Origin of the sequence: Nocardia sp. NPDC057663 (genome assembly GCF_042799895.1) — a bacterium.
Lineage (GTDB): Bacteria > Actinomycetota > Actinomycetes > Mycobacteriales > Mycobacteriaceae > Nocardia.
The window spans coordinates 66,201-92,199 of sequence record NZ_JBHVHX010000002.1; the positions used below are offsets into that span (position 1 = coordinate 66,201).

Sequence of the window (25,999 nt, forward strand, 5' to 3'; positions counted from 1 at the left end):
CCGAACGGAAACGCGGCCGTGCCCGCGGCGGACCTGGTTCTGCCGCAGCGTTTTCACGCCAAGGTCGAGATCCGCTGGTCGGATATGGACGTGTTCCAGCACGTCAACCACGCGCGGATGGTGACCCTGCTGGAAGAGGCCAGGATTCCGTGGCTGTTCGACGAGGACAAGCCGACGGCCTCGATGGGCAGGCAGGGCTGCGTGCTGGTCGACCTGCACGTGAAGTACCGGGGTCAGCTACGCCACGAGGACACCCCGCTCGACATCGCCATGTGGGTCAAGCAGCTGCGAGCGGTCGATTTCACCATCGGCTACGAGGTACGCGCCGACGGCGCCGCCCCGGATTCGCCGCCCGCGGTCACCGCGACCACCCAGCTCGCCGCGTTCGACATCGAGACCCAGCGGTTGCGCAGGCTCAGCGACACCGAACGCGACTACCTGGCACTGTGGCGGGCCTGACGTCCGTGAGTTCCGAACAGCGGGTGCTGCACGCACCCGACCCGGCCGAACGCGAGAACCTGGCGACCTTCCTCACCCGGGCGATCCGGCTCGATCCCGCCGCCGTCGTGCGGCTGCGGCGGCGGGGCTCCAGCCTCGTCTCCGCCTGGGTGGCAACAGGTTTCGAAACCCTCGCGGTGCGCACGGTGACCGCCGAGCTCGGCGTCGACGATGTCACCGTGGGCGCCGACATGGTGCTGGCCGGTCTGCGCACCGGTCATCCGGTCGACCTCGGCTACTCGATGGACTCGGCGTGGCGTGGCGCACTGCCGCCCACCGAAGGCTTCACCCACATCGACGATGTCCCGGCTCGCGCGCTGGTCGAACTGGCCGAGCGCGGCGCCGAGGTGGCCCGCGAACACGGCGGCGCCCACGGCCCGCCGGCGTCGCTGCTCGACCAGTCGGTTCTCACGGTCACCGGCGCGGGTGACCTCGCGGTCGAAGTCCCGATGCGCGTGGTCTTCGCATTGGCCGCCATGGACTTCATCCCGCATGCGGGGGAGAAAACCGAGTCGCGCCGGATCCAGCCCACGGAACTGGTCCGCGTCCGCGCGACCCGCACCTGGTTGCGTCTCGATGCCCGCTACGGCTCTGTCGCACGCCGCCTGGGCGGCGGAATCCCGCTGTCGCCCAGCTGAAATCGCATCACAGCCGCCATCGAACCCTGACTGGGTGGCCCGTGAGTGCGTCCGGTCGAAAGCTGACGCGGCCTCTGGTGCGCGTCCTGTCGGATGCTGAAGGCAGATGAGATCGGCGCCGCGCCACGGACGAGATCTGGGTAGAGCTGAACGTGTCGGCAGGGATCAGTGCACGCCGGCCAGTCGCAGCAGCGCCGTCGTCGCCGCGGCCGCGAGCACGGTGACCAGCAGGGGAGCGCGACGCCACGCGAGCACACCACCGACGCCGACACCGGCGGGCAGGGCGACGCCGAGTTCACCGGACCCGGTCGGCAGGGTGGCGGTTGCCACGAGCGCGGCGAGCAGGATCAGCGCACCGGTGTCGAGCAGGTGGATCGTCCTGGCCGACAGGCGAAGTCGATGCCGCAGGGCGGGCCCGGTCCAGCGCAACGCGTAGGTGCCGGCGGCGAGCGCGAGCATCGCGGGCAGCAGGTACGGCGTGTTCACGGCGCGTACCGCCGCGGTGCTGTCGGCTGATCGTCCGTGGACAGCGATCCGAGAACAACGCCCCTGCCGTTGGTAGCAATGCGCATCGCCCGCGTGGTGGCGGTCAGCATGGCTGTGCCGCCGGCTCGGCGGTCTTCTCCGGTGGCCGCAGCGCGAGCACCAGACCGAGCAGCGCGATCAGTACCGGCAGCCCGGCGGGCACGAACGGTGCGACGACCACCGCGAGCGCGGCACCGACCAGCACCGGGCGCACGGTGGCGCGATCGCGTAGCGCGGGCAGGATCAATGCGAGCAGGATCACCGGGAACACCGCGTCCAGGCCGAGCGCCGAGGTATCGGGAACGAGCGAGCCCAGCGCGGCGCCCAGCGTCGCGCCGAGCGGCCAGCACAGGGCGACGCCGATGCCGCAGGCCCAGTACGCGGCGCGTTTGCGCTCCTGATCACCGGGAGCGGTGGCGAAGGCCACCGATTCGTCGTTCAAGACATGGATGCCGAGCACCCGCTTCCAGCCACGGCCGAACACCTCGGGCGCCGACAGACCGTATGGCAGGTGCCTGGCATTGAGCAGCAGCCCGGCGACCACAGCGGCGAGAGGGCTGCCACCGGCGGCGACAATGCCGAAGAACAGCAACTCCGACCCGCCGGCCAGCACCGTCACCGCCATCACGATCGGCATCCACACCGGGAATCCGGCCGCGATCGTCGAGGCGCCGTAGGACACGCCGAACAGGCCGACGGCCAAGCAGGCCGCGGCCACGGCGGTGACGGTTCGCCGATCGAGTGTTCGCCATATCGAACGCATGTTTCTCATAATGAACGCGAGGGCTGGGTAAAGTCAACGCGAAACCGCCAGCCCCCAGGAGGCGTCGATGGACCGGCAGGACCCGGTCGCCGGACCACCCCAAGCGGTGATCGCGGCGGCACTGCGACGCGAACGCGCGCGCGCAGGCTTGTCGCTGACCGAGGTCGCGAGCCGGGCCGGCGTCGCGAAATCCACACTGTCGCAACTGGAATCGGGCACCGGCAATCCCAGTCTGGAAACCCTGTGGGCGCTGTGCGTCGCACTCGAGATGCCATTCTCACGGCTGCTCGATCCGCCGCGGCCCAATGTCCAGGTGATCCGCGCGGACGAGGGCGCGCCGGTGCCGTCGGCCGATGCCGGCTATCGAGTGACATTGCTCGCAGCGGGCCAGTCCCACACCCGCTGCGACGTCTACCGCATCGCGGCCGAGCCCGGTCACATCCGGCGCTCCGACCCGCACAACCCGGGCGTCGTCGAACACGTCGTCCTGGCGGCGGGACGGGCACTGGTCGGCCCAGCGGACGAACCCATCGAAATCGGCCCCGGTGACTACGTCCGCTACCTGGGCGATCTACCGCACATCTTCGAGGCGCTCGAACCGGGTACCTGGGCCTCGATGGTCATCGAGAGCCCCTGACTCAGGCGGCTCCTTCGCCCAGGTACTGCAACCAGATCGGATCCAGGTCGGCGGTGGTGGACAGCAGCCGCCAGTGCGGGCCCTTGGGGGAGACCAGCGGATGGCGCAACGTCCAGCCGAGCTCGGTGAGCATCTTGTCGGCTTTGCGGTGGTTGCACGGGGCGCAGCTGGCGACGCAGTTCTCCCACGAGTGCTCGCCACCGCGACTGCGGGGGATCACGTGGTCGATGGTCTCGGCTTTGCCGCCGCAGTAGCCGCAGCGATAGCGGTCGCGGTGCATGAGCGCGGCGCGGGTCATCGGGACCCGGGCGCGATAGGGCACGCGCACATAGGTGCGCAGCCGGATGACGGAGGGAATCGCGACCGCGGCGCCTGCCGAATGCAGGACCGGGGCTTCGGGATTGTCGTGAACCGCGTCCGCCTTGGCGCAGATCAGCAGCACGACAGCGCGACGCGCGGACAGCGCGGTGAGCGGTTCGTAGGTGGCGTTGAGGAGGAGGACCCGGCGTTTGCGCCAGGCGGCGGCGTCGTGGTCTCCGGCGAGGTGCAGTGGCGTGGGGTGATGCGGCAGGTCGTGATGACCGTGTGCGCCCGGATGGTGATCGGACAAGATATGCAGCGGAATGGCCCCCGAGCCACGATTGTGGACGTCGGCGGGCTGGAGTTGTCGGTGCGCGCGCGCCTCGTGTGACCGGGCGCCTGGTCGCTGCTTCATCTTGACCTCAATTTCATGATTGGCAGGATCATGTGGTATCTGGGGCCGATACTGCCCCCCAGTTGACCATGGTTCTGCCGGTATTGCACGGCTATTTTTCAAACTTTCGGGTGAACTGTGGTTGAAGGGCCATGCGTTCGTGACCGAGGCTGCCGCCGGGCCGCCCGCCAGGTCATCGGGGCACAATGGACCACGTGACTTCAGGTGAGCAGACAACGACCTCGTTCTACGAAGCGGTGGGCGGCGCCGAGACGTTCCGGCGCCTCGTGTCCGTGTTCTATCGAGAGGTCGCTGCCGACGAGATCCTGCGCCCACTGTATCCGGAGGAGGACCTCGGCCCGGCCGAGCGCCGGTTCCGCATGTTCCTCGAACAGTACTGGGGCGGTCCGCGCACCTACTCCGACGAGCGCGGGCACCCGCGCCTGCGGATGCGGCACAACCCGTTCGTCATCGGGCCGCTCGAGCGCGACGCGTGGCTGCGGTGCATGACGATCGCCATCGGCGAGATCGAGCCATCGATTCTGGACGACGAACACCGCAAGGCGCTGATGGACTACTTCCAGATGGCCGCGGCATCCCTGCAAAACGCGCCCGGCTGAGGGTGCGGGTGCCGCGCGTTCGCTGATGACCGGCAGGTGGCGGCCCGGTTTCGGATCGATGCCGACGTTTACCCCGGTGTTTCGGTCCGGCGTGGCGAAACGCTGGTGATTTGCCGGATTCGAAGAAAGTCTCGCGCCACAGGAATATTGCGGGCAATCTTTGGCAATATTGCGGATGTGACACAGACACCTGCCTCGCCGGTGCCGGGGGAAGACAGCACCGCTCCGTGGTGGACAACCGCCGTGTTCTATCAGGTCTATCCGCGCTCGTTCGCCGACTCCGACGGTGATGGTGTCGGCGATCTGGGCGGTGTACGCGAGAAGATCGGCTACCTGGAGTTACTGGGCGTCGACGCGCTGTGGATCTGTCCGGTGATGCGCTCGCCGCAGGCCGACGGCGGCTACGACGTGTCCGATCCGCGCGACATCGACCCGCTGTTCGGCGGGCTGGCCGCGCTGGACGAGCTGATCGCCGAGGCACACGACCGCGAGATCAAGGTGACGATGGATCTGGTGCCCAACCACACCAGCGTCGAGCACCCGTGGTTCACCGAGGCGCTGGATGCGGCGCCGGGCAGCCCCGAGCGGGCCCGCTACATCTTCCGCGACGGTCGCGGGAAGGACGGCGCCGAGCCGCCCAACAACTGGCCGAGCATCTTCGGCGGCCCGGCCTGGACCAGGGTCACCGAATCCGACGGCAAGCCCGGCCAGTGGTACCTGCACATCTTCGCGCCGGAACAGCCCGACCTGAACTGGGACAACTCCGAGGTCTCCGCCGATTTCGAGAAGACGCTGCGATTCTGGCTCGACCGCGGGGTCGACGGTTTCCGGATCGACGTCGCCCACGGCATGGCCAAGCCCGATGGCCTGCCCGACATGGCCAGGGTCGAGACCAAGATGCTGGTGCACGACGACGACGATCCCCGCTTCAACAACCCCGGTGTGCACGCCATCCACCGCCGCATCCGCACGATCCTCGGCGACTACCCGCACGCGGTGTCGATCGGCGAGGTGTGGGTCGACGACAACACCCGCTTCGGCGAATACGTGCGCCCGGACGAATTGCACCTGGCGTTCAACTTCCGCCTCGCCGAGGCCCCGTTCACCGCCGAGGGGGTGCGCGAGGCGATCACGTTCTCCCTCGACGCGGTGAGCGACGTGGGCGCGCCACCGACCTGGACGCTGTCCAACCACGACATCGAGCGCGAGGTCACCCGCTACGGCGGCGGCCGGACCGGGGTGGCGCGGGCGCGGGCGATGATGATGGTCGAGCTGGCGCTGCCCGGCGCGGTGTTCGTCTACAACGGCGCCGAACTCGGTCTGCCCAATGTCGACGATCTGCCCGAGGACGCGTTGCGGGACCCGGTGTGGGAGCGGTCCGGGCACACCGAGCGCGGTCGTGACGGTTGCCGGGTGCCGATTCCCTGGGAGGGCGCGAGCACGCCGTTCGGGTTCACCGCCGCCGAGCAGGCGTGGCTGCCGATCCCCGCGGACTGGGCCGACCGCACCGTGGAAGCCCAGCTGGAGACCCTGCATTCGACGCTGTCGCTGTACCGGCTGGCGATCGATCTGCGTGGCACCAGGCCGGAGTTCGCCGGCGACCGGATCGAGTGGTACGGCAGCCCGGACGGCTGCCTGGCCTTCCGCAGGCCGGGCGGGCTGGTCTGCGTGCTCAACGCGTCCGACGGGCCGATCCAGCTGCCGCCGGGGGAGGTTCTGCTGGCCAGCGCGCCCATCGTCGACGACCGGTTGCCCGCGAACGCGGCGGCCTGGCTGGTGTGAGGACGGCCGGACACGCGGGCGTTCGGATAGCCGGAGGATGAACTACTACACAGCATCGTCTACCGTTGGACCGTGAGCATTCTCGAGACAGTGCTGATCTTCGTCGGCATCCCGGCCGCGATCTATTTCGCGATCGCGGGTTTGTCCTATCTCGGTAAGCCATTCCCCGGTGACAAGCCGGCCCACTTCGCGCTCGGGCAGAAGTGGACCCACTCGCCGGTGCTGTGGAGCGCTACCGACGAGGTGACCGCTGCGGCGGGTCACCACACCGCCGAGTCGCATGGCAGCCATGCGGCTCTCGAAGCCGCGAACGCGGAGCTGATCGGAGGCCGGGCAAGTGGCAAGTTCTAAGTGGCCCGCGGTGGTCGAGGCCGACCTGCCGCACGGGTCCGCGCTGACCAGCAGCGGCCGGGTGTCGGGCGTGCACGAGTCGGGCACCGTCTTCGACGAGGTGCCGTTCACCGACCGTGAACGCATCATGCTCGACAACGCGCTCACCGAAGCGACCCGCGCGACCAAGGTCCGCTTCAACATCTACCTCGGCGATCTCGGCAACGACCCGGCGGCCGGCGCGGACGCGGTCCTGCCGAACACTTCCGAGGCGGCCGACTCGGTACTCATCGCCGTCTCGCCGAACCAGGGTGCGATCGAGGTGCGGTCCGGTGCGAACGTCGCCGAGCGGGCCAACGACCGAATCTGCCAGCTGGGCGTCACCGCCGCGCTGGCGTCGTTCCGTCAGGGCAACCTGATCGACGGCCTGATCTCCGCCGTCCCCTCGTGGGCCGCGGCGAACGCCCGCAACCCCCTCCACTCCCTACGGGCGCGAACACCTACCCTGTTTACCGCGCCGTTCGTGTTTCCCGCCCTGCACCCCGATTCCGAAGTTCTTTCCCGAACCGGGAATCAAACGCGCCCGTATAACCTTTCAACTATTGATTACAGGTTAGAACGATGGAATCATCGCGAGGGATCGAGTCATGGGCAATCACGCGAAGGGGCAGTCATGACCGGGCATTACGCGCAGGTCGCGTTCACTCCGCTGGTGCGCGAGCATCAGCGCGTCCACGGCAGCCTGCGCAGCTATGAGCGGATGGCGCAGGTGCCCGAGGTGGCCGATCGGATCGGGCCCGACGAGGCCTGGTTCATCGGCGAGCGTGACAGTTTCTATCTGGCGACGGTCGGTGAGACCGGCTGGCCGTACATCCAGCATCGCGGCGGCGCACCGGGATTCCTGAAGGTGCTCGACACACACACGCTGGGGTTCGCCGACTTCCGCGGCAACAAGCAGTACATCAGTCGCGGCAATCTCGATCACGACGACCGGGTCTCACTGTTCCTGATGGACTACGCCGCGCAGTCGCGGATGAAGATCTTCGGGCGGGCGCGGGTGGTCGAGGCCGCCGAGGATCCCGAACTCCTCGCCTCGCTCGTGGTCGACGGCTACCGCGCACAGGTCGAGCGGGCGGTGTTGATCGAGGTCGAGGCGTTCGACTGGAACTGCCGCCAGCACATTCCGCCGCTGTACCCGCGGGCCGCGGTCGCCGAGGCGATGCAGGTCCTGCGTGATCGGATCGCCGAGCTCGAGGGCGAGATCGCCCGGCTGCGAACCGATTCCGTGCGCGACTGACTTCCGTGGCGGCGGAATGTCGTCGACTGCTGTCCAGTTGTAACCATTAAAATGTATTTAGAGAGTTAGGATGTGACAGGCATGCGGCGTGCGCACCTTGCCTGGGCCGGACTGGCGGCGATGACCGTGTCGTTCGGACTGAACTTCACGATGGGCGTGTTCTTCGCGCCCACCGCCGCGGTCTACGGCGTCTCGGCGACCGCGCTGGCCGTGGCCGCCGCACTCGGCACCATGGTCACCGGCCTGGCTCAGCACGGGATCGGCAGATTGCTCGATCTGCTCGGGCCCAAGCTCGTGCTGATCGGCGGGCTCAGTCTGATCTCGGGCAGCTATCTGGTGCTGGCCATGGTGACCGAGACGTGGCAGTTCGTCGCCGCCTACATGGTGCTCGGCGGACTCGGCTTCGCCTCCTCCTCCACGCTCACGGTGACCACCCTGCTCGGGCGGGCGCACGGTGCGCAGGCGGGGCCCGCCATGGCCAGGGCCGCGATCGGCATCAATCTGGGGCAGCTGATCACGCCGTGGGCGGCCACGGCGCTGTTCGAACCGATCGGCGTGCGCGGCACCTTCGCGCTGCTCGGCGCGATCGGGCTGGCCGCCACCGCCGTGCTGTGGCTGCTGCTGCCCGACGACCAGCGGGCGGCGAGGGTCCCCGGTGCGGGCGAGTCGCTGGCCGATCGGTGGAAAGTGCTGGTGTCCTTCGGGTTACACGCGGCGACCCTGTACGTCGTCGTGCTGATGCTGCCGAAACACGCCGTGGAGCAAGGCTGGTCGGTGACGGGTGCGGGCAGGTTGGTCGCCTTGGCGGCGCTGACGGCCGGGGTGACCTCGGCGGCGCTGGTGCGGCTGCTGCGGCGGTACCCGCCGGAAACCCTGCTGCGGGTGCTGTATTCGGTGCGCCTGGCCGCGCTGCTGCCCGCGGTGTTCGTGCCGGGGCCGGAGGCGCTGGTCGTGGTGGCCGTGCTGTTCGGTGTCGCGTCGTTCCCGGTCATCCCGCTCACCATGGCGATCCTCTCGCGCGGTCTCGACCCCGCCCGGATGGGCCGCACCCTGGCGCCTGCCTGGGTGATCCACCAGCTCGCCGCCGCCGCAGGCCTCGGCGTGGCCACCGTCGTGCACGCCCTCACCGACAGCTACCGCAGCTACTTCGCCCTCGGCCTGGCGTTCACCGTCGCCGCCGCCCTCCTGATCACCCCGGTTCGCCGTCGCGAACCGGTCACCGTATGAAAAGAGAGAGGTCCATCATGAACCAGACCCGTCACAACACTGTCCAGATCCAGGGCCAGACCGTCTTCTACCGGGAGGCGGGCGACCCGAACGCCCCGGCCGTCGTGCTGCTGCACGGCTTCCCGTCCAGCTCGGCCATGTTCGGCAACCTGATCCCCGCGCTGGCCGAGGACTACCACGTGATCGCGCCCGACCACCTCGGCTTCGGTCAGTCGGCCATGCCGCAGGTCGACGAATTCGACTACAGCTTCGAGAAGCTCACCGAGATCACCCTGGAACTGCTCGACACCCTCGGCATCGACCGGTTCGCGCTCTACATCCAGGACTACGGCGCTCCCATCGGCCTGCGCATCGCCTCGCGCAATCCCGAGCGGGTCAGCGCGATCATCACCCAGAGCGGCAACGCCTACCTCGAAGGCTTCACCCCGTTCTGGGAGGTGCTGTTCGCGCACGCGAACGACCGCGTCACCCACGAGCCCGCGGTGCGCAAGCTGCTCGAGCTCGAAGCGACGAAATGGCAGTACACGCATGGTGTTCCGGCCGACCGGCGCACACTGGTCAGCCCGGACACGTGGACCCTCGACCAGGCCTACCTGGACCGCCCCGGCAACAAGGAGATCCAGCTGCAGCTGTTCTTCGACTACAAGAACAATCTCGACGGCTACCCCGACTTCCAGAAGTACTTCGCCGAGCACCGGCCGCCGACGCTGATCACCTGGGGCGAGCACGACGAGATCTTCGGCCCCGACGGTGCCCGCGCCTACCTGCGCGACCTGCCCGACGCCGAACTGCATCTGCTCGACGCGGGCCACTTCGCGCTGGAGACACACGGACCCGAGATCGCCGCGCTGATCCGCGACTTCCTCGGCCGGGTCCTGCGCTGAGCCGGTGGCTGGGCGCCGTGGGGCGCCCAGCCGTCCCAGCGGCGTCGAGTAACCTGGTCGGCGGTTTATCGGCCGGGTGTATCGGCCGTCGGTGTAGCGGGGGGAACATGCAGACAGGTATCGCTCGGGTGATCGCGGCGGCCGCGGTGGCCTGCCTGGCGCTGACGGCGTCGGCGTGTGCCGAGGACACGGCGGGCGCGGCCGAGGTCGCCGGCGCACCGCAGTCCCGCTTCTACTCCCCACCTGCGGAATCTATTCCGGGACAGCACGGTTCGGTGATCCGGACCCAGCCGCTGACCGGGTCGCAGGCGGTGCCGGGCGCACGCAACTCTCTGGTGCTCTACCGCTCCGTCGACGCGCAGGGCAAGCCCGTCGCGGTGTCGGGCACGCTCGCCGTGCCGGACGGGACGCCGCCCGCGGGCGGCTGGCCGTTGATCTCCTGGGCGCCGGGTACCAACGGCGTCGCCGATGTGTGCGCGCCCTCGCGCACCGAGGGATCCTCACCGGGTAGGGACGAACAAGCCCGCTGGGTCGCCAAGGGCTACGCGGTGGCCAGGACCGACTACCAGGGCCTCGGCACGCCGGGTAACCACGGCTATCTGATCGGCGAGACCGAACAGCGGGCGGTGGGCGATATCGCCACGGCCGCACGCGAAGTCGACAAGTCGGTGGGTTCGCGCTGGGTGGCGATGGGGCATTCGCAGGGTGGCCACGCCGCCCTGTTCGCCGCGGGGGCCGCCGCAGCGTGGGCGCCGGGCTCGGAACTGCTCGGCGCCGTCGCGATGGCTCCCGCGTCGCACCTCGGGGAGCAGGTGCGGATGGCGAAGTGGACGGTGTCGAACCCGCTCGGCAAGCTCGGCACCGGTGACGTCTCGCTCTACGTGCCACTGCTCGTGCGCGGCGCGCAGACCGTCACCGATGTCGACCCGGCCCGGTTCCTCACCCAGCGCGCGGTGTCGATGCTGCCGGTCGCGGACTCCGAATGCACTGCGGCACTGCGGGATCGGAGCAAGTGGGGCGGGCTGTCCGCGAAGGACGTGTTCACCAAGGACGGCGACCTGTCCGGGCTGCTGCGGGTACTCGACGACAACGACCCCAGCGGACTTCGGTTCACCACGCCGGTACTGGTGCTGCAGGGCCGCTCGGACATGACCGTCCCGCTGAAGTCGACCGATGCGATGGTCGCCGAGCAGCAACTGCACGGGCAGTCCGTCGACTACCGCAAGTACGACGACGTCGATCACAGCGGCATCGTCGCGGCCTCGTTCGCCGACGCGCTCGGCTGGGTGGACACCCGCTTCGGCATCATCCGCTGAGCCGGGGTTACGCCGAGAGCAGAAGAACCGGGTGTGTCGGCATCGGCATCCCTACGCTCGGAGTATGGGCGAACACAACGGGTTGCGGGTGATTCCGGGCGGACGCGGTGCAGGGCGTCCCGAACCGCTGTGGCGTGAGGTCCTCGGTGATCGGCTGCGCGCCCTGCGCTTGGAACAACGTTCCACCCTTGTCGACACCGCGGGCCGCGCGGGGATCTCCCCGCAGTACCTGTCCGAGGTCGAACGCGGCCGCAAGGAGCCGTCGAGCGAGATGATCGCGGCTCTCGCGGGCGCGCTCGGTACTTCGCTGAGCGACCTCGTCGCCCAGGTGGCCGAGTCCATGCGCCGGCCTGCCGCGGCTCGCGCGGTCGTCATCGGTGGCGATCGGCGCATCGGCGCTCAGGTCCAGCCCGCCCCGGTTCAGACTTTCGTCGCCCCGAACGCCGTCCTCCTGGCGGCCTGACCCCGATCGGCCTGCGATCCCGCCGCTGGGTCCGAGAGCGCTCCGCGGAGGCTGGATCCTCGGACGCGGCGCCAACTCCGGCTGACGGCCGCTGCGTCGGCAGGACTTCGGTGCCGCTGGTCTCCGCCGAGCCCACGGGCGCAGCCTTGCTCGTGCCGAGTCAAGCCGTCCGCACGGAATCGATCAGGCCGCGGAGCTGTTCGACGAGCGCGTTCACCGGCATCTCCGGGTCGATCGCGCGCTGCACGCCGAGGCCGATGCCGAGGGAGAGTAGTTGCAGCGCGGCGTCTTCGGCGGAAATCGGCAGGTCGAAGCCCATCTCGTCGGCCTGCACCTGGATCAGGGAAGCCAGCACCGTGGTCATCGAGCGGCGGCGCGCCGCCAGTTCGGTGCGGACCTCGGGCATGTGCCGGGTGCTGGTCGCGAACTCGACCTCCAGTGCCGTCCAGCCGACGTCGCCGATGTTCTGATCGGCCCAGCGGGCGAAGCCCTCGATCCGCTGCGCCATCGTGTCGTGCGGCAACACCGCGTCGGCGAGGGACTGAGCCCGTTCCACGTGCACCACATCGATCACGGCCAGGCCGAGCTCGTGCTTGGTGGCGAAGTTCGAGTAGACGGCGCCCTTGGAGAAACCGGCCTCGGCGGCCACCTTCTCCAGTGAGGTCACGTTGTAGCCGTCGGCCAGGAACAGGCGTTTAGCGGTTTCCACCAAACGCTCGCGGGTGAGTGCGTGCGACTCCTTGCGCGTCATTCGGGCCACGACCGAAGTGTAGCAAAAACGGGGTACCGCTGGAACTCGAATACCGTTAGTATCCGAGTTATGACTACACGACGTGGCCTCGCCATCGGGTGCGGCGGTCTCCTCGGCTTCGCCTGGACCGCCGTCGCCCTCGACGCCGTCGAACGCGCGCTCGACTGGGATGTCCGCACCGCCGACGTGCTGATCGGCACCTCGGCGGGTGCGGAGATCGTCGCCGCGCTCGGCTCCGGGCGTACCCCGGGCGATCTCCTCGCCGCCCTCGACGGCGCACCCGATGCCGACCCGGTCCTCGCCCACCACGTGGCCGTCGACCCCGGTGCGATGCCACCGCTGCCCGCACTCGGGCTGCCCGGCCTCGGACTCGTCGGCGCGGGTGTGCGCGGCGGTTCGGTCTACACCGCGCTGGCCGGGCTCCTGCCGAAGGGCCGCGGCGACGCCGACTGGCTGCGCGCGTTCGGCCGGGCGCTGGCCCCGCGCGGCGGCTGGGTCGACCATCCGGCCACCTGGCTGGTCGCCGCCGATCCCCGCTCGGGGCAGCGAGTCGCCTTCGGTTCGCCGGACGCGCCGCACGTCGATCTCGGCGCGGCGATCGCCGCGTCGTGGGCGATTCCCGGCTGGTTCCCGCCGGTGCCGATCGCCGGACGCGACTTCGTCGACGGCGGTGCGGTGTCCTCGGTGTCGGCCGACCTGCTGGCCCCGCTGTACCTCGACGAGGTGGTGGTCGTCGCGCCGATGACCTCGGCGGGCGGCGCACCGGCCACCGGCCTGAGCCGCGTCGAACGTCTGTTGCGCGCCCAGATGACCCGGGGTCTGGACCGCGAAGTGGCGCTGCTCCGCGCCGCCGGTACCCGGGTGATCCGGGTCGAGCCCGGCCCCACCGAACTCGCCGTGATGGGCCCCAACTTCATGGATTCCACCCGGCGTCCGGCCACCCTGGCCGCCGCGCGCCGCATCGTCCCCGACCGGGTCGCCGACGCGATCCGGGTATCTGTCGTCGAAGGAGAAATCGTATGAGCACCCACCACGAAGTGGTCGTGATCGGTGCGGGCATCTCGGGCATCTGCGCCGCGATCAAGCTCGCCGAGGCCGGCGTCGAGGACGTGCTGATCGTCGAGAAGGCCGAGACCTTCGGCGGCACCTGGCGCGCCAACACCTATCCCGGCTGCGCCTGCGACGTTCCCTCCGGCCTGTACTCGTTCTCGTTCGCGCCCAACAGCGAGTGGTCGCGGCTGTTCGCGACCCAGCCCGAGATCCTCGCCTATGTCGACCGGGTGGCGCGCGAGTCCGGGCTCGCCGCCCGCACCCGTTTCGGTGTGCAGGTGCTCGGCGCGCACTGGGACGACACCGACCGGCTCTGGCGGCTCGACACCGGCGACGGCGAGCTGACCGCCCGGTTCGTCGTCTCGGCGGCCGGACCCTGGAACGAGCCGCGAGTCCCCGAGATCCCGGGCCTGGCCGAGTTCCCCGGCGAGGTGTTCCACTCCGCGCGCTGGAACCACGACTACGACCTGCGCGGCAAGCGCGTCGCCGTGGTGGGGACCGGGGCGTCGGCGGTGCAGTTCGTGCCGGAGATCCAACAGGAGGTCGCCGCGCTGCACCTGTTCCAGCGGACCGCGCAGTGGGTGCTGCCCAAGTTCGACCACCCGGTGCCCGGGATCGAGAAGCGGGTCATGCGCCGGCTGCCGTTCGCGCACAAGGCGTTGCGCTCGGTGGAGTACACGCTGATGGAAGGGCTCGGCGTCGCGTTCCGCAATCCGCGCCCGCTGATGCAGACGGTGCAGAAGGTGGGCTCGGCGTATCTGCGTGCGGTGGTGCGTGATCCGCAGCTGCGGGCCAAACTCACCCCCGACTATCTGCTCGGCTGCAAGCGAATCCTGTTCTCCAACAGCTACCTCCAGTCGCTGACCAAGGACAACGTCGACGTCCACGCCACCGCCGTCAGCGAGTTCCGTGGCAACACCGTGATCGGCGCCGACGGCAGTACCGCCGAGGTCGACGCCGTCATCCTCGGCACCGGCTTCCACATTCTCGATACTCCGCTGGCCGACATCGTGCGCGGCGCGGACGGCCGCACCATGGCCGAGCATTGGCAGGGCTCGCCCGAGGCGTACCTGGGCACGGTGACCACCGGTTTCCCCAACGCGTTCACCGTGCTCGGCCCCAGCCTGGGCACCGGCCACTCCTCGGCCTTCGCCATTCTCGAGGCCCAGGTCGACTTCCTGGTCTCGGCGATCGCCGGCGCGCGGCGGCAGGGTTGGGCGATCCTGGATGTGCGACCGGAGGTCCAGGCCCGCTATGTCGACCAGGTGCAGTCCGCGCTGGCGGGCACCGTCTACAACGCGGGCGGCTGCCAGAGCTACTACCTGGATGCCAACGGCCGCAACAGTTTCAGCTGGCCCTGGTCCACCGGCGAGCTGACCCGCCGGGTCAGCGCCTTCGACCCCGACGACTTCACCATCACCCACGACGACGAGATGGCGGTACCGGCATGAGTTACCCACGAATCGACCTCGACGGCGCGCTGGTCGCGATCACCGGCGCCGCACGCGGCATCGGCCTCGCCACCGCCGCGGCCTTCGCGGCGAAGGGCGCCTACGTCGCGCTCGGTGACCTCGACGAGGGGCTCGCCGTCCAGGCCGCCGACGAACTCGGCATCCGGGCTATGGGCCACGTCCTCGACGTCACCGACAAGGACTCCTACGCGGCGTTTCTCGCCGCGGCCGCGAAGTGGCGTGGCACACCGCTCGATGTCCTGGTGAACAACGCGGGCGTGATGCCCAACGGCGCGTTCCTCGACCAGTCCGACCGGATCGACCAGCTCACCATGGATGTCAACGTCTACGGCGTCATCCACGGCATGCGCCTGGCCCTGCCCGGCATGGTCGAGCGCGGTTACGGCCACGTCGTGAACGTGGCCTCGCTGGCGGGCAAGTTCCCGATCAAGGGCCTGGCCGTCTACAACGCCAGCAAGTTCGCCGTGGTCGGGCTGACTGCGGCGACCCGGCTGGAGATGGACGAGACCGGGGTCAGCGTGAGCGCCGTGCTCCCGTCGGCGGTGCGCACCGAACTCAGCTCCGGGATCGACTACGGCATCCTGCCCGCGGTCGACCCCGAGGACATCGCCGCCGCCGTGGTCCGCACGGTGAAGACCAGGGCTGCCGAGACCGCGGTGCCGTCGTATGTCGGGCTGGTGGCCAACGCCTCCGGGCTGGTGCCGGAAGCGGTCATGCGGGTCTTCCGCAAGGCCGCCCGCGACGACGCCGCGATCACCCGGGTCGACGACGACGTGCGCCGCGCCTACCTGGATCGCATCGAAAAGCAGTGAGTTCCGGCTGGTTCGGGCTGTGCGTGCACACCGCTGAGGTCGGCAGATCCGGCGTGGTGCGCGCAGCCCGGGCGCTCACTCCCGTTCGTGCAGCACCTGGTCGACCAGTCCGTACTCGAGCGCGGTATCGGCGGTGAACACCCGGTCCCGGTCGGTGTCGCGACGCAGGGTTTCCGGCGTCTGACCGGTGTGCTTGGACAGGATCGCCTCGATCGCCGCGCGCATCCGGACGATCTCGTCGGCTTGCAGGATCAGGTCCGGGATAGTGCCCTGACCGCGAGTCGCGGGCTGATGCAACACGATTCGGGTGTGCGGGAGCATCGAACGATGACCCGCCGCACCACCGGCCAACAGCACGGCGCCCACCGCGATGGCCTGGCCGACACAGGTGGTGTGCACGGGCGCCTTGATGAAACTCATGGTGTCGTAGACGGCGAGCATCGCCGACAGATCACCGCCCTCGCAGTTGATGTAGAGACTGATCGGCTGGCCGGGGCTGTCCGATTCCAGGTGCAGCAGTTGGGCGATGAGCGCGTTGGCGACACCGGAGTCGATGGGGGTGCCCAGATAGACGATGCGCTCGCTGAGCAGATGCGAGTAGATGTCGGTGATGCGCTCACCACCGCGATGCTGGGATACGACATTGGGGATCGTGTAACTGGTCATGGTGCTGTTCCGCCTCTCCGCGTATTTTGGCCGGGCTCGTCTGCCGCGGGAATCGCGTCGGCGGCAGGCGGTTGTGATGGGGTCGGGTTGGCTCGTGATCGGTTGTTGCTGTGGGATTTACGCAGTGATGCCGATGCGGTGGCGGTTGGGGACCACCTGGTCGAACGATTCGACGATGTGGTCGATGAACCCGTACTCGAGCGCCTGTGTCGCGGTGAACCAGCGGTCGTGCAGCGAGTCCTCGTAGACGCGGTCGAAGGGCTGTCCGGTGTCGGCGGCGATCAGGCCGAGCACGGTGTCGACGGTGTAGCGCAGATCGTCGGCCTGCACCTCGACCTCCACCGCGCTGCCGCCGATACCCGCCGACCCCTGGTGCATCAGGATGCGGGCGTGCGGCAGGGCGAACCGGCGGCCCGGCGTCCCCGAGGACAGCAGGAACTGCCCTGCGCTGCACGCCAATCCGAGCGCGAGCGTGGACACCTCGCACGGGACCAGCCGCATCACGTCGCGAATCGCGAGCATCGACGGTACCGAGCCGCCGGGGGAGTGGATCCACAGCGAGATCGGGGCTTCGGGACTTTGCGCGGCCAGGGTCAGCAGCTGCGTGATGAGCAGGGTGCCGTTGTCGTCGTCGAGCGGGCCGTCGAGTACGAGAATGCGGCGGCCGAACAGTTGTTCGCGGGCCCGCCAGCTGAACATCGGAGTCTTGTCGTCGTGTGCCATGCGTCCACGGTGCCTCGCGCACATCGTGATTCGCCGCTTCTGCTGCCCCCAGCAGATCTGCTCACAGCAGCAGGACCGGCCCGGCCCGGACAGCGAGCGGGGACGCGCCGGTGACGAATCAGCCGGCAGCCGGCCGCGACGCGGTGAGCTCCGCCGCGCAGATGTCCAGAATCTGCCCGAAGACCTTGGCGACAACCGGCGCGGCCAGCCTGCGCGTGACCGGTCCGGCGACCAGCGGGACCTGCACCTCCATGGTGGTCGTCCAGACGACCTCGGTGCCTCCGGGCACGGCCGTGAATGTCATGGTTCCACCCTCGTGCCGCGACGGGGGGAAGCTGCGGTCGACGACGTAGTCGAACGCATGCGGTGCGTCGTACCGGGTGACGCGCTCTTCGAAACGGCCGATCAGCCAGATGTGCCGCCGGATCGCGCCGACCCCGTACGGCGCGCCCCTACCCGGATGGGCAAGGCGGTTACGCAGCACCCAGAACGAGCGCTCGTAGTTCGTCGTGGTCGCACACCAGTCGAAGACCTGCTCGATCGGTGCCGCGACAACGCGCTCGACGACAACAGTTTCCATCCCGCTTCTCCCTCGAAGATTCGACATGGAGGAAGTCCCCCACCCGGAGCCTACCGGTGGTTCGAGCGCGGATGGCCCCGATCCGGGTGGGATCGGGGCCATCCGCTGATGTCACCTACTTGGCGTCGAATTCCCGTGCGCGCAGAGAACGTTCGATACCGGCGCGGCCTTCGGAGACCAGGCGGTACAGGGCGGGCGGGTGATCGCCCGCCAGGAACTCGTCGGCCTTGGCGACGGCGTCCTCGGCGATCGCCCAGTGCGGGTACAGGCCGATGACGACGGTCTGGGCGACCTCGCTCGAGCGGCGCTCCCACACGGCGGGGATCTCGGCGAAGTACTTGTCCACGTACGGGGCAAGCAGCTCGCCCTGACCGGCGGGCGCGAAGCCGCCGACGATGGCGCGGGCGGTGATGTTGGGCACCGAGTCGTCGCCCATCACCGTCGCCCAGGCCTGTTCCTTGACCTCGGCGATCGGGCGGGCGGTGGCGGCCGCGGCGGCCTGGCGCTTGCCCGCCGCCGTCGGATCGCCCGCCAGCTCGGCGTCGATGGTCGGCGTGTCCAGGCCGTCGGCGTCGATCTGCCCGGCCGCCGCCAGCGCGGTGACGATGCGCCAGCGCAGGTCGGTGTCGACGGTGAGCCCGGTGAGCCCGGCCACGGCCGGATCGCCGTCGAGCAGCTGCGCCAGCACGCCGGTGTGGCGCGGCGCGAGCAACGCCCCGGTCAGCGCGTTGACGAAGGCGAGCTGATGATCCGAGCCCGCCTCGGCCGCGCGGGCCAGCTCGAGCAGCCGGTCGGCGAAACCGGGCCAGCCCTCCTGCTCGGCCCACACCGGATCGGCGTAGCTGGAGATGGCGGTGACGGCCTGCATGAGCAGACGCTGCACCACCCCGATCTCGGACTCGGCGCCGATCCCGCGCTGCACCAGCGCGACGAAATCGCGGGCCTTCATCTCGGCCTGGCGGGTCATCTCCCAGGCCGCCGACCAGGCCAGCGTGCGCGGCAGCGAATCGGCGATGTCACCGATGCGCTGCACGACCACGTCGAGCGAATCGGGGTCGAGGCGCAGCGAGCAGTAGGTCAGGTCGTCGTCGTTGACCAGCACCAGCTTTCCGCGCGGCACGCCCGCCAGCTCGGGTACCTCGGTGCGTCCGGTGGCGTCGAGGTCGAGCTCGGCGCGGTGGGTGCGCACCAGCTGGCCGTCGACATCGTCGTAGACGCCGACCGCGATCCGGTGCACGCGGTGCTCACCGGCGCCGGGCTCGGCGCCCTCCTGCACCACGGCGAAACTCGAGAACGTGCCGTCCGGCGCGACGAGGAAGTCGGGGCGCAGGATGTTGAGGCCGGTGGTCTTGAGCCACTGCGCGCCCCAGCTCGACAGGTCGCGGCCGGACGCCTTCTCCAGCGCCGCGAGCAGATCGTCGAAAGTGGCATTGCCGTAGGCGTGTTCGGCGAAGTAGTCACGCAGACCGGCCAGGAACGGCTGCAGGCCGACGTAGGCGACGAGCTGCTTGAGCACGCTGGCGCCCTTGGCGTAGGTGATGCCGTCGAAGTTGACCTCCACCGCGTGCAGGTCGGGGATGTCGGCCGCGATCGGGTGGGTCGAGGGCAGCTGATCCTGCCGGTAGGCCCAGGACTTCTCCACATTCGCGAATGTGGTCCAGGCACTGGTGTATTCGGTGGCCTCGGCCTGGCACAGCACCGAGGCGAAGGTCGCGAACGACTCGTTGAGCCACAGGTCGTCCCACCACTTCATGGTGACCAGGTCGCCGAACCACATGTGTGCCATCTCGTGCAGCACGGTCTCGGCGCGGCGCTCGTAGGACGCGCGGGTCACCTTGGACCGGAACACGTAGTCCTCGAGGAAGGTGACCGCGCCCGCGTTCTCCATCGCGCCCGCGTTGAACTCGGGGACGAACAGCTGGTCGTACTTGCCGAAGGCGTACGGCACGCCGAAGTTGTCGTGGTAGAAGGCGAAACCCTGCTTGGTCTCGGTGAACAGGCGCTCGGCGTCCATGTGCTCGGCCAGCGAGGCGCGGCAGAACAGGCCGAGCGGGATCTCGCCGTGGCTGTCGGCGTACGAGTCGGTCCATATCGCGTACGGACCGGCGATCATGGCGACCAGGTACGTGCTCATCTTCGGGGTGGTCGCGAAGGTGTGCCGCACGACCGCGCCGACCTTGTGCTCCTCGGCGGTCGCGCCGTTGGAGACGACCCGCCAGTCGCCGGGTGCGGTGGCGACGATGTCGAAGGTGGCCTTGAGGTCGGGCTGGTCGAAGCAGGCGAACATCCGCTTGGCATCGGCGGTCTCGAACTGCGAGTACAGGTAGACGTTGTCGTCGGCCGGGTCGACGAAGCGGTGCAGACCCTCACCGGTGTGCGAGTACTCGCAGTCGGCCTCGACGACGAGCTCGTTGGTCGCGGCGAGATCGGGCAGCGTGATCCCGGTCGACTCGTCGTAGTCGCTCACATCCAGCGGTGTGCCGTTGAGCACGGCCGAGCGCACCCGCGGCGCTACCAGGTCGATGAAGGTGCTCGCGCCGGGGGTGGCGGTGAAGGTGACGGTGGTCTTCGAACCAAAGGTGTCCGACACTTCCGAACCCGCGCCTCGCGGCTGGTCGGTGAGGTCGAGTTCGATCCGATAGTTCTGCACGGCCACCGTGGCGGCGCGTTCGACCGCCTGGTCGCGGGTGAGATTCGGGGCGGACATAGATCTCCTTCGTCGTCGACGAACACGGCACGGTCGCGCGTTCCGGCTACCGCCGGTGCGCACATCAGCGTCCACAATGCCACTTGCCGTCGACCCCCGCTCACGAGTTTCCGGCCTCGCCGCCACCGCGTGCCCCGGGGGCGGCGCCACCGCGTCCCCTGGGTCGGCGCCACCGCGTCCCCTGGGTCGGCGCCGCCGCGCACCTGGTCGGCGGCGCCCACCTGGTCAGGGCACAGTGACCACGAGTTTTCCGAGCGTCCGGTCCGTCTCGCCGAGCGCGTGCGCCTTCGCCGCTTCGGCAAGCGGGAACACCCCGGCGATGGTCGGCGTCAGCTCGCCCGACGCGAGCAGCGCGGCGACGGCCCGCATACCGGCATGATCGGCCTCGACGAGCAGCGCGGCGAAGCGGGCGCCCTGCCGGGCCGCCTCGGCGGGCAGGTCGGTCCCGTTGCTCGCCAGGATGCTGACGAGCAGTCCGCCGGGTCGCAGTGTCGGCAGCGACCGGCGGCTGTTCTCCTCGCCGAGGGTGTCCAGCACCACGTCGACATCGCCGACCACCTCGGCGAAATCGACCTCCCGGTAGTCGATCAGCTCGTCGGCGCCGAGCGAGCGCAGGTGCTCGTGCTTGGCAGCGCTCGCCGTCCCGATGACATACGCGCCCCGCGACTTCGCGATCTGCACCGCGAGATGGCCGACCCCGCCCGCGGCGGCGTGGATCAGCACCCGTTGTCCCGCTTGAATATTCGCGGTGTCGACCAGTGCCTGCCAGGCGGTGAGCGCGGCGAGCGGCGTGGCACCGGCCACGATGTGGTCGACGTTGTCCGGCTTGCGGGCGAAGGCGCGCGTGGGCCCGACGACGTATTCGGCCAGCGATCCGTGCCCGTGCGGGTAGGGCAGCATGCCGAACACCTCGTCGCCGGGCTCGAACAGGGTGACGCCGTAACCGACGGTCTCGACGACGCCGGAGACATCCCAGCCGAGCACGAAAGGCGGTGCGGGCAGGAACAATCCAGGGAGGGCGCGATGCTTCCAGTCCGTCGGGTTGAGCCCGACCGCGTGGACGCGGATGAGCAGCTGACTCGGGCCGGGGGTGGGACGGGGGAGTTCGATCTCGTGCAGGACCTCGGGTCCGCCGAGAGTGTCCTGGCTGATGGCGCGCATGGTGTCGGTCATGGCGTCAACGGTGCCGGGTGCGCGGCCCCGGGAAAATGGCAGAGATGTCATCATCCGATAGAATCGTGCCATGCATCGCGTGGTGGTTCTGGCCCTCGACGGCGTATATCCGTTCGAACTCGGTACGCCGCAGCGGGTCTTCGGCACCCTCGACGACCGCTACGAGGTGCTCACCTGCTCGGTCGATGGCCTGCCGGTACGGACCTGCGCCGACTTCCGGATCACCGTCGAGCACGGCCCCGAGTTGCTGGCTACCGCCGACACGGTGGTGGTTCCGGCATGCGACATTTCCGAGTCGGTCACCGGGCTGGGCGAGGTGACCCGGGACGCGCTCGCACGGATCCGGCCCGGCACCCGGATCGTGTCGATCTGCACCGGAGCGTTCGTCCTGGCCGCGGCGGGCCTGCTCGACGGGCGGCCCGCGACCACACACTGGCGCATGGCCGACTCGTTCCGCCGCCACTTCCCGCAGGTGCGGCTCGACCCGGGCGTGCTGTTCGTCGACGACGGCGACATTCTGACCTCGGCGGGCGCCGCCTCCGGCCTTGATCTGTGCCTGCACATCGTGCGCGCCGACCACGGCAGCGCGGTCGCCAACCAGGTGGCGCGCCGCTGCGTGGTGCCGCCGTGGCGAGAGGGTGGGCAAGCGCAGTACATCGACCAGCCCGTCCCCGATCCCGCGGTCGCGAGCACCGCCGCGACCAGGTATTGGGCGCTCGAACACCTCGAGCTTCCGCTGACCATGGCGGAGTTGGCCGCGCACGCGCGAATGAGCCAGCGCACCTTCGCGCGCCGCTTCGTCGACGAAGTGGGGATGAGTCCGGGCCGCTGGCTCACTCAGCAACGCGTGTCCAGGGCCAGGCACTTGCTAGAGGCCAGCGAACTGTCGGTCGAGCAGATCGCCGGCCGCGTCGGCTTCGCGACCGGTGCCTCACTGCGCCAGCACTTCCAGGTCGCGGTCGGTGTCGCCCCGCTGGCCTACCGCCGCACGTTCCGCCTCGCCGATGGCGAGCGCAAGACTGCCTGACCGGCTCGCCGGGCGAACTCGCGGCCAGGCCAGGAATAACCCGCGACCGGTGCGTCGGCGGAGCTGCGGCCAGGCTGGGAGGACGTCCGCGACCGTCGCCTCCATGGAGCTGCAGCGAGGCTCTGAACGCGCCGGCAACCGTGACCCGAGCGGAATTGCGCCAGGGGCGGCGCACGCTCCGCGTCCGGCGCGCCACGAAATGTGATCGGCCTCGCGTCGCGGTGACCAGGCCGGATCCGGTCACCGGGTGGGCCGGTAGAGTTCCGGGCGAACCCAGTACGCCCATCCAGGATTCGGAGGCTCGACGTTGAAGCATGTGCACGCCGGGAAAGTTCGTGACCTCTACGAGGACGGCGACACCCTGCTGCTGGTTGCCTCGGACCGCGTGTCGGTCTACGACGTGGTGCTGCCGACGCCGATCCCGGAGAAGGGCGCGCTGCTGACCCAGCTGTCGAACTGGTGGTTCGAGTACTTCACCGGCATCCCCAACCATGTGGTCTCCGCGACCGATGTGCCCGCGGAGTTCGCCGGGCGCGGTATCCGGGTCAAGCCGCTGAAGATGGTGCAGGTCGAGTGCATCGCGCGCGGGTACCTGACCGGGTCGGGGCTCAAGGAGTACCAGCAGTCCGGGACCGTGTCGGGCATCGCCCTGCCGCCGGGGCTGCGTGACGGCGACAAGCTGCCCGAGCCGATCTTCACCCCGTCCACCAAGGCCGCCGAGGGCCATGACGAGGCGATCAGCTTCGCCGACGTGGTGAACCAGGAGGGTCGCGAGGTCGCCGAGAAGCTGCGTGACCTGACCCTCGAGATCTACTCGCGCGGCGCCGAGCATGCCGCGAAGGCCGGTGTGATCGTCGCCGATACCAAGGTCGAATTCGGCTGGGACGGTGACGTGCTCACCCTCGGCGACGAGGTGCTCACCTCCGACTCCTCGCGCTTCTGGCCCGCCGACGAGTGGGAGCCGGGCCGCGCGCAGCGTTCCTTCGACAAGCAGTTCGTCCGCGACTGGTCGACCTCCACCGGATGGAACAAGGAGTACCCGGGCCCGGAGATCCCCGCCGACGTGGTCGAGGCGACCCGGCGCAAGTACGAAGAGGCCTACGAGCGCATCACGGGCAAGACCTGGCAGGGCATCCAGGGCTGATGCCCGCGCGGCGCCGGGCGATGCACCGGCGCCGCATCCGCGCGATGGCCGGCCGGACCACGGTCGGCGCGTCAGTGCACCGGCGCGAGAACGCCTTTGACCTCGCAGATGTGGTCCATATTCGCGTTGCCCCACGCGCCGAGGGTGACGAGCGCCGCGTTCAGCGATACCCCGAGGTCGGTGAGTGAGTACTCCACCTTCGGGGGCACCTGCGCGTAGATTTCCCGGTGGACGATCCCGTCGTGCTCGAGCTCGCGCAACTGCTGGATCAGCATCTTCTCGGTCACCCCGGGCACCATCCGCTTGAGGTCGCCGAAGCGCTGCGTGCCGGTCGACAATGCCCACAGGATCAGCGCCTTCCACTTGCCGCCGACGACGTCGAGCGCGGCATCGATACCGCAGGAATACGGACGCTCTCGCTGCTTCATGTTCGCCTTACTTACTTTTTGGTGAGTATTGGACTTGATAGTCGGTACTTGTGCAGTGTATCGCTACCGGCGAATCTGGGAGTGCGTTGCCGAGGTGGCAACGAGAGCTTCGGACCAAGGGGAAACATGACCAACTCGGTGACGGCACAGCGGGTTTCGGTGCTCGGCCTCGGCGCGATGGGCGCCGCGCTGTCCCAGGCGCTGCTGACCGGCGGCCACCAGGTGACGGTGTGGAATCGCACCGCGGCGCGGGCCGAGCCGCTCGTGGCGCAGGGCGCGGTGCTCGCGGCGAGCTCCGCCGAGGCGCTGGCGGCGGCCGATCTGGTGATCCTGTGCGTGCTCGACGACGCGGCGGTGCGCGAGCACATCGAGCCGGCCGCGGCGCTGCTGCGCGGGCGCACGGTGGTGAACCTGACCACCACGACACCGGAACAGGCGCGGGCACTGGGCCGCTGGGCCGCGGACAACGAGGTCGAGTTGATCGACGGCGGCATCATGGCGGTGCCGTCGATGATCGGCGGGCCGGGTGCGTTCGTGCTGTACAGCGGCGCGACCGCGGCCTTCGAGCGGTACCGCTCGGTGCTCGAACTGTTCGGGCGGGCCGATTTCGTCGGCGCGGATCCCGGCGCGGCGGCGATGTACGACGTGTCGATCCTGGGCGGCATGTACGCGATGTTCGCCGCGTTCCAGCAGGGCGGCGCGATGGTCCGCACCACAGGCGGCACCGCCGCGCAGCTGGCCGCGCTGATGGCTCCGTTCCTCCAGGCCATGGCGACCCTGCTCGCCCAGCACGCGCCGGGCATCGACACCCCGGCGGAGTACGTGCAGGAGCAGAGCGACGAATTCACCGCCGCCGCCATCGATCTGATCGACAAGGCGGCCGTCGAATCCGGCAACCCCACCGAACTCTTCGGCGTGCTCCGGCGCGTGCTCACCTCCCCCGCCTCTCCGTAACTCGGCCGGTCGTCGGTGGGTGGAGCGTCCCACGCCGGGCAGTTCGGTGGGTCGGGCCCGACCGCGCGGTGACGGTCACGGTCACCGCGCGGGGCAGGGGCTCAGGCGTCGACCAGGTTCGCCGCGAGGAAGTCGTCGACGAAACCCTCGGCGGTGGCGTCGAACGCGGCGTAGTGGGCGGTGCGGGCGTCGCCACTGATCGCCTCGCCGATGATCAGATTGCCCTCGGCGTCCAGGGTCTGCGGCTGTTCCTCGGCGTCGGGAAGCAGGCCGATCCGGGAGTCGGCGAAACCGCTGTAGTAGGCCAGGCCCAAGCTGAGCTGGGCTTCCAGCAACTGCTGCATGCCGGGGAGGATCTCGTCGCCCGCGGTCGCGCCCGCCAGGCCGAGCCACAGGATGCGCTTGCCCGCCAGGCGCGGCTTGCTGCGGCCGTAGGCGAATCCGTAGTTCCAGACGCTGTCGATCCAGCCCTTGAGCGTCGCGGGCACGCTCTGCCAGTAGACCGGGAAGACCACGACCACGACTTCGGCGGCCAGCAGGCGCCGCATGTGCGCCTCGACGCCGGGGGAGTACCGCTTGTCTCGGTCGCCCCAGTCGGGCTGGTCGGCCACGGTCATCCGCGGGTCGAAGTTCTCGCCGTGCAGATCCAGGAAGTCGATCGTGTACCCGGCGGCGGTGAGCCGGTCGGCCGCGCGGCGCGCGATATGGGCGGACAGTGAGTCGGCGCGGTGGTGGGCGAGCACGACAAGCGCTGTGCGAGTGCCGGATTCGGACTGCTGCGACCCGATGGTGGTCGGGCTGGTCGGCACGGTGGTGGTGGGCGACTGCGACACGGTGG

General features: G+C 69.4%; 28 protein-coding genes and 1 pseudogene. 18 read left to right on the forward strand and 11 right to left on the reverse strand.

Annotated elements, in window-relative coordinates; all coding sequences use genetic code 11:
* Positions 1-33 precede the first annotated feature (33 nt).
* Together ACFVAV_RS05005 and ACFVAV_RS05010 are read left to right on the forward strand one after the other, a co-directional pair.
* Positions 34-459 (forward strand): acyl-CoA thioesterase, encoded by a 426-nt coding sequence (locus ACFVAV_RS05005; protein WP_379031771.1) that lies wholly within the window; start codon positions 34-36, stop codon positions 457-459.
* Positions 460-464: 5 nt separating this feature from the next.
* On the forward strand, positions 465-1,136 hold the full coding sequence (locus ACFVAV_RS05010) for a hypothetical protein (protein ID WP_379030195.1): 672 nt from the start codon (positions 465-467) through the stop codon (positions 1,134-1,136).
* 165 nt (positions 1,137-1,301) lie between these two features.
* Here ACFVAV_RS05010 and ACFVAV_RS05015 read toward each other — a convergent pair whose 3' ends face one another.
* Together ACFVAV_RS05015 and ACFVAV_RS05020 are read right to left on the reverse strand one after the other, a co-directional pair.
* Positions 1,302-1,622: an AzlD domain-containing protein gene (locus ACFVAV_RS05015; RefSeq protein WP_379030198.1), complete on the reverse strand. Its 321-nt coding sequence runs from the start codon at positions 1,620-1,622 to the stop codon at positions 1,302-1,304.
* A gap of 103 nt (positions 1,623-1,725) precedes the next feature.
* Positions 1,726-2,424, reverse strand: coding sequence for an AzlC family ABC transporter permease (locus ACFVAV_RS05020; RefSeq protein ID WP_379030201.1), 699 nt, complete (start codon positions 2,422-2,424; stop codon positions 1,726-1,728).
* Between the two features lie 67 nt (positions 2,425-2,491).
* On the opposite strand from ACFVAV_RS05020, the gene ACFVAV_RS05025 reads away from it, so the two are divergent.
* A complete protein-coding gene (locus ACFVAV_RS05025; RefSeq protein WP_379030204.1) occupies positions 2,492-3,061 on the forward strand; it encodes a helix-turn-helix domain-containing protein in 570 nt (189 codons plus the stop codon).
* 1 nt (position 3,062) lies between these two features.
* Here ACFVAV_RS05025 and ACFVAV_RS05030 read toward each other — a convergent pair whose 3' ends face one another.
* Positions 3,063-3,776 (reverse strand): HNH endonuclease, encoded by a 714-nt coding sequence (locus tag ACFVAV_RS05030; protein WP_379030208.1) that lies wholly within the window; start codon positions 3,774-3,776, stop codon positions 3,063-3,065.
* A 185-nt stretch (positions 3,777-3,961) separates the two neighbouring features.
* Here ACFVAV_RS05030 and ACFVAV_RS05035 point away from each other — a divergent pair, with 185 nt between their 5' ends.
* The 9 genes and pseudogenes from ACFVAV_RS05035 (at position 3,962) to ACFVAV_RS05075 (ending at position 11,674) form a co-directional block, all read left to right on the forward strand.
* On the forward strand, positions 3,962-4,375 hold the full coding sequence (locus ACFVAV_RS05035) for a globin (RefSeq protein WP_379030211.1): 414 nt from the start codon (positions 3,962-3,964) through the stop codon (positions 4,373-4,375).
* A gap of 177 nt (positions 4,376-4,552) precedes the next feature.
* Complete coding sequence (locus ACFVAV_RS05040) at positions 4,553-6,157, forward strand: glycoside hydrolase family 13 protein (protein WP_379030214.1); 1,605 nt, start codon at positions 4,553-4,555, stop codon at positions 6,155-6,157.
* A gap of 72 nt (positions 6,158-6,229) precedes the next feature.
* Positions 6,230-6,508, forward strand: a complete 279-nt coding sequence (locus ACFVAV_RS05045) for a hypothetical protein (protein ID WP_379030216.1) — start codon at positions 6,230-6,232, stop codon at positions 6,506-6,508.
* A 10-nt stretch (positions 6,509-6,518) separates the two neighbouring features.
* Positions 6,519-6,956: pseudogene (locus tag ACFVAV_RS05050) on the forward strand (DUF5130 domain-containing protein); the annotation flags it as partial.
* A gap of 291 nt (positions 6,957-7,247) precedes the next feature.
* Positions 7,248-7,784, forward strand: a complete 537-nt coding sequence (locus ACFVAV_RS05055; protein WP_379031774.1) for a pyridoxamine 5'-phosphate oxidase family protein — start codon at positions 7,248-7,250, stop codon at positions 7,782-7,784.
* A gap of 81 nt (positions 7,785-7,865) precedes the next feature.
* The gene (locus ACFVAV_RS05060; protein WP_379031777.1) at positions 7,866-9,011 is read left to right on the forward strand and encodes an MFS transporter; all 1,146 of its coding nucleotides are present in this window, start codon (positions 7,866-7,868) and stop codon (positions 9,009-9,011) included.
* A gap of 17 nt (positions 9,012-9,028) precedes the next feature.
* On the forward strand, positions 9,029-9,895 hold the full coding sequence (locus tag ACFVAV_RS05065) for an alpha/beta fold hydrolase (protein ID WP_379030218.1): 867 nt from the start codon (positions 9,029-9,031) through the stop codon (positions 9,893-9,895).
* A 107-nt stretch (positions 9,896-10,002) separates the two neighbouring features.
* Complete coding sequence (locus ACFVAV_RS05070) at positions 10,003-11,211, forward strand: alpha/beta hydrolase family protein (protein WP_379030220.1); 1,209 nt, start codon at positions 10,003-10,005, stop codon at positions 11,209-11,211.
* A 64-nt stretch (positions 11,212-11,275) separates the two neighbouring features.
* Positions 11,276-11,674, forward strand: coding sequence for a helix-turn-helix domain-containing protein (locus ACFVAV_RS05075; protein ID WP_379030223.1), 399 nt, complete (start codon positions 11,276-11,278; stop codon positions 11,672-11,674).
* 160 nt (positions 11,675-11,834) lie between these two features.
* Here the strand turns inward: ACFVAV_RS05075 and ACFVAV_RS05080 are convergent, their stop codons facing one another.
* Positions 11,835-12,425, reverse strand: a complete 591-nt coding sequence (locus ACFVAV_RS05080; protein WP_379031780.1) for a TetR/AcrR family transcriptional regulator — start codon at positions 12,423-12,425, stop codon at positions 11,835-11,837.
* 69 nt (positions 12,426-12,494) lie between these two features.
* Here ACFVAV_RS05080 and ACFVAV_RS05085 point away from each other — a divergent pair, with 69 nt between their 5' ends.
* The 3 genes from ACFVAV_RS05085 to ACFVAV_RS05095 are packed head-to-tail and all read left to right on the forward strand — an operon-like array spanning position 12,495 to position 15,759.
* A complete protein-coding gene (locus ACFVAV_RS05085; protein WP_379030226.1) occupies positions 12,495-13,448 on the forward strand; it encodes a patatin-like phospholipase family protein in 954 nt (317 codons plus the stop codon).
* The gene (locus ACFVAV_RS05090; RefSeq protein ID WP_379030229.1) at positions 13,445-14,926 is read left to right on the forward strand and encodes a flavin-containing monooxygenase; all 1,482 of its coding nucleotides are present in this window, start codon (positions 13,445-13,447) and stop codon (positions 14,924-14,926) included. The genes ACFVAV_RS05085 and ACFVAV_RS05090 overlap by 4 nt, the downstream gene beginning before the upstream one ends.
* Positions 14,923-15,759, forward strand: coding sequence for an SDR family oxidoreductase (locus tag ACFVAV_RS05095; RefSeq protein WP_379030232.1), 837 nt, complete (start codon positions 14,923-14,925; stop codon positions 15,757-15,759). Before ACFVAV_RS05090 ends, ACFVAV_RS05095 begins: the two co-directional genes overlap by 4 nt.
* 75 nt (positions 15,760-15,834) lie before the next feature.
* Here ACFVAV_RS05095 and ACFVAV_RS05100 read toward each other — a convergent pair whose 3' ends face one another.
* The 5 genes from ACFVAV_RS05100 to ACFVAV_RS05120 all read right to left on the reverse strand — a co-directional run bounded on the left by ACFVAV_RS05100 (position 15,835) and on the right by ACFVAV_RS05120 (position 21,608).
* Positions 15,835-16,425, reverse strand: a complete 591-nt coding sequence (locus ACFVAV_RS05100; RefSeq protein ID WP_189032958.1) for a ClpP family protease — start codon at positions 16,423-16,425, stop codon at positions 15,835-15,837.
* 117 nt (positions 16,426-16,542) lie between these two features.
* Entirely contained in the window at positions 16,543-17,148 is a 606-nt protein-coding gene (locus ACFVAV_RS05105) for a ClpP family protease (RefSeq protein WP_189032959.1), read from the reverse strand.
* A gap of 118 nt (positions 17,149-17,266) precedes the next feature.
* On the reverse strand, positions 17,267-17,728 hold the full coding sequence (locus ACFVAV_RS05110; RefSeq protein ID WP_379030236.1) for an SRPBCC family protein: 462 nt from the start codon (positions 17,726-17,728) through the stop codon (positions 17,267-17,269).
* 115 nt (positions 17,729-17,843) lie between these two features.
* A complete protein-coding gene (pepN, locus tag ACFVAV_RS05115) occupies positions 17,844-20,435 on the reverse strand; it encodes an aminopeptidase N (protein WP_379030239.1) in 2,592 nt (863 codons plus the stop codon).
* Between the two features lie 225 nt (positions 20,436-20,660).
* Complete coding sequence (locus tag ACFVAV_RS05120; protein WP_379030242.1) at positions 20,661-21,608, reverse strand: NADP-dependent oxidoreductase; 948 nt, start codon at positions 21,606-21,608, stop codon at positions 20,661-20,663.
* A gap of 70 nt (positions 21,609-21,678) precedes the next feature.
* On the opposite strand from ACFVAV_RS05120, the gene ACFVAV_RS05125 reads away from it, so the two are divergent.
* Together ACFVAV_RS05125 and ACFVAV_RS05130 are read left to right on the forward strand one after the other, a co-directional pair.
* Positions 21,679-22,635: a GlxA family transcriptional regulator gene (locus tag ACFVAV_RS05125; RefSeq protein WP_379030245.1), complete on the forward strand. Its 957-nt coding sequence runs from the start codon at positions 21,679-21,681 to the stop codon at positions 22,633-22,635.
* Positions 22,636-22,942: 307 nt separating this feature from the next.
* A complete protein-coding gene (locus ACFVAV_RS05130; RefSeq protein ID WP_379030248.1) occupies positions 22,943-23,779 on the forward strand; it encodes a phosphoribosylaminoimidazolesuccinocarboxamide synthase in 837 nt (278 codons plus the stop codon).
* Positions 23,780-23,850: 71 nt separating this feature from the next.
* Here the strand turns inward: ACFVAV_RS05130 and ACFVAV_RS05135 are convergent, their stop codons facing one another.
* Complete coding sequence (locus ACFVAV_RS05135; RefSeq protein ID WP_379030251.1) at positions 23,851-24,207, reverse strand: winged helix-turn-helix transcriptional regulator; 357 nt, start codon at positions 24,205-24,207, stop codon at positions 23,851-23,853.
* 126 nt (positions 24,208-24,333) lie between these two features.
* Here ACFVAV_RS05135 and ACFVAV_RS05140 point away from each other — a divergent pair, with 126 nt between their 5' ends.
* Positions 24,334-25,161 carry an NAD(P)-dependent oxidoreductase gene (locus tag ACFVAV_RS05140; RefSeq protein ID WP_379030254.1) on the forward strand — a complete coding sequence of 276 codons (828 nt, stop codon included), beginning with the start codon at positions 24,334-24,336 and terminating at the stop codon, positions 25,159-25,161.
* A 101-nt stretch (positions 25,162-25,262) separates the two neighbouring features.
* Here the strand turns inward: ACFVAV_RS05140 and ACFVAV_RS05145 are convergent, their stop codons facing one another.
* The gene (locus tag ACFVAV_RS05145) at positions 25,263-25,994 is read right to left on the reverse strand and encodes an NAD(P)H oxidoreductase (RefSeq protein ID WP_379030257.1); all 732 of its coding nucleotides are present in this window, start codon (positions 25,992-25,994) and stop codon (positions 25,263-25,265) included.
* Positions 25,995-25,999 lie beyond the last annotated feature (5 nt).

Excerpts from the sequence above, each read along its gene's own strand:
- pepN (WP_379030239.1), bottom strand. The coding sequence starts at position 20,435 with ATGTCCGCCCCGAATCTCACCCGCGACCAGGCGGTCGAACGCGCCGCC.
- ACFVAV_RS05065 (WP_379030218.1), top strand. The coding sequence starts at position 9,029 with ATGAACCAGACCCGTCACAACACTGTCCAGATCCAGGGCCAGACCGTC.
- ACFVAV_RS05110 (WP_379030236.1), bottom strand. The coding sequence starts at position 17,728 with ATGGAAACTGTTGTCGTCGAGCGCGTTGTCGCGGCACCGATCGAGCAG.
- ACFVAV_RS05070 (WP_379030220.1), top strand. The coding sequence starts at position 10,003 with ATGCAGACAGGTATCGCTCGGGTGATCGCGGCGGCCGCGGTGGCCTGC.
- ACFVAV_RS05055 (WP_379031774.1), top strand. The coding sequence starts at position 7,248 with ATGGCGCAGGTGCCCGAGGTGGCCGATCGGATCGGGCCCGACGAGGCC.
- ACFVAV_RS05105 (WP_189032959.1), bottom strand. The coding sequence starts at position 17,148 with ATGGCACACGACGACAAGACTCCGATGTTCAGCTGGCGGGCCCGCGAA.
- ACFVAV_RS05075 (WP_379030223.1), top strand. The coding sequence starts at position 11,276 with ATGGGCGAACACAACGGGTTGCGGGTGATTCCGGGCGGACGCGGTGCA.
- ACFVAV_RS05125 (WP_379030245.1), top strand. The coding sequence starts at position 21,679 with ATGCATCGCGTGGTGGTTCTGGCCCTCGACGGCGTATATCCGTTCGAA.
- ACFVAV_RS05035 (WP_379030211.1), top strand. The coding sequence starts at position 3,962 with ATGGACCACGTGACTTCAGGTGAGCAGACAACGACCTCGTTCTACGAA.
- ACFVAV_RS05090 (WP_379030229.1), top strand. The coding sequence starts at position 13,445 with ATGAGCACCCACCACGAAGTGGTCGTGATCGGTGCGGGCATCTCGGGC.
- ACFVAV_RS05080 (WP_379031780.1), bottom strand. The coding sequence starts at position 12,425 with ATGACGCGCAAGGAGTCGCACGCACTCACCCGCGAGCGTTTGGTGGAA.
- ACFVAV_RS05030 (WP_379030208.1), bottom strand. The coding sequence starts at position 3,776 with ATGAAGCAGCGACCAGGCGCCCGGTCACACGAGGCGCGCGCGCACCGA.
- ACFVAV_RS05020 (WP_379030201.1), bottom strand. The coding sequence starts at position 2,424 with ATGCGTTCGATATGGCGAACACTCGATCGGCGAACCGTCACCGCCGTG.
- ACFVAV_RS05100 (WP_189032958.1), bottom strand. The coding sequence starts at position 16,425 with ATGACCAGTTACACGATCCCCAATGTCGTATCCCAGCATCGCGGTGGT.
- ACFVAV_RS05120 (WP_379030242.1), bottom strand. The coding sequence starts at position 21,608 with ATGACCGACACCATGCGCGCCATCAGCCAGGACACTCTCGGCGGACCC.
- ACFVAV_RS05140 (WP_379030254.1), top strand. The coding sequence starts at position 24,334 with ATGACCAACTCGGTGACGGCACAGCGGGTTTCGGTGCTCGGCCTCGGC.
- ACFVAV_RS05135 (WP_379030251.1), bottom strand. The coding sequence starts at position 24,207 with ATGAAGCAGCGAGAGCGTCCGTATTCCTGCGGTATCGATGCCGCGCTC.
- ACFVAV_RS05085 (WP_379030226.1), top strand. The coding sequence starts at position 12,495 with ATGACTACACGACGTGGCCTCGCCATCGGGTGCGGCGGTCTCCTCGGC.
- ACFVAV_RS05025 (WP_379030204.1), top strand. The coding sequence starts at position 2,492 with ATGGACCGGCAGGACCCGGTCGCCGGACCACCCCAAGCGGTGATCGCG.
- ACFVAV_RS05095 (WP_379030232.1), top strand. The coding sequence starts at position 14,923 with ATGAGTTACCCACGAATCGACCTCGACGGCGCGCTGGTCGCGATCACC.
- ACFVAV_RS05060 (WP_379031777.1), top strand. The coding sequence starts at position 7,866 with ATGCGGCGTGCGCACCTTGCCTGGGCCGGACTGGCGGCGATGACCGTG.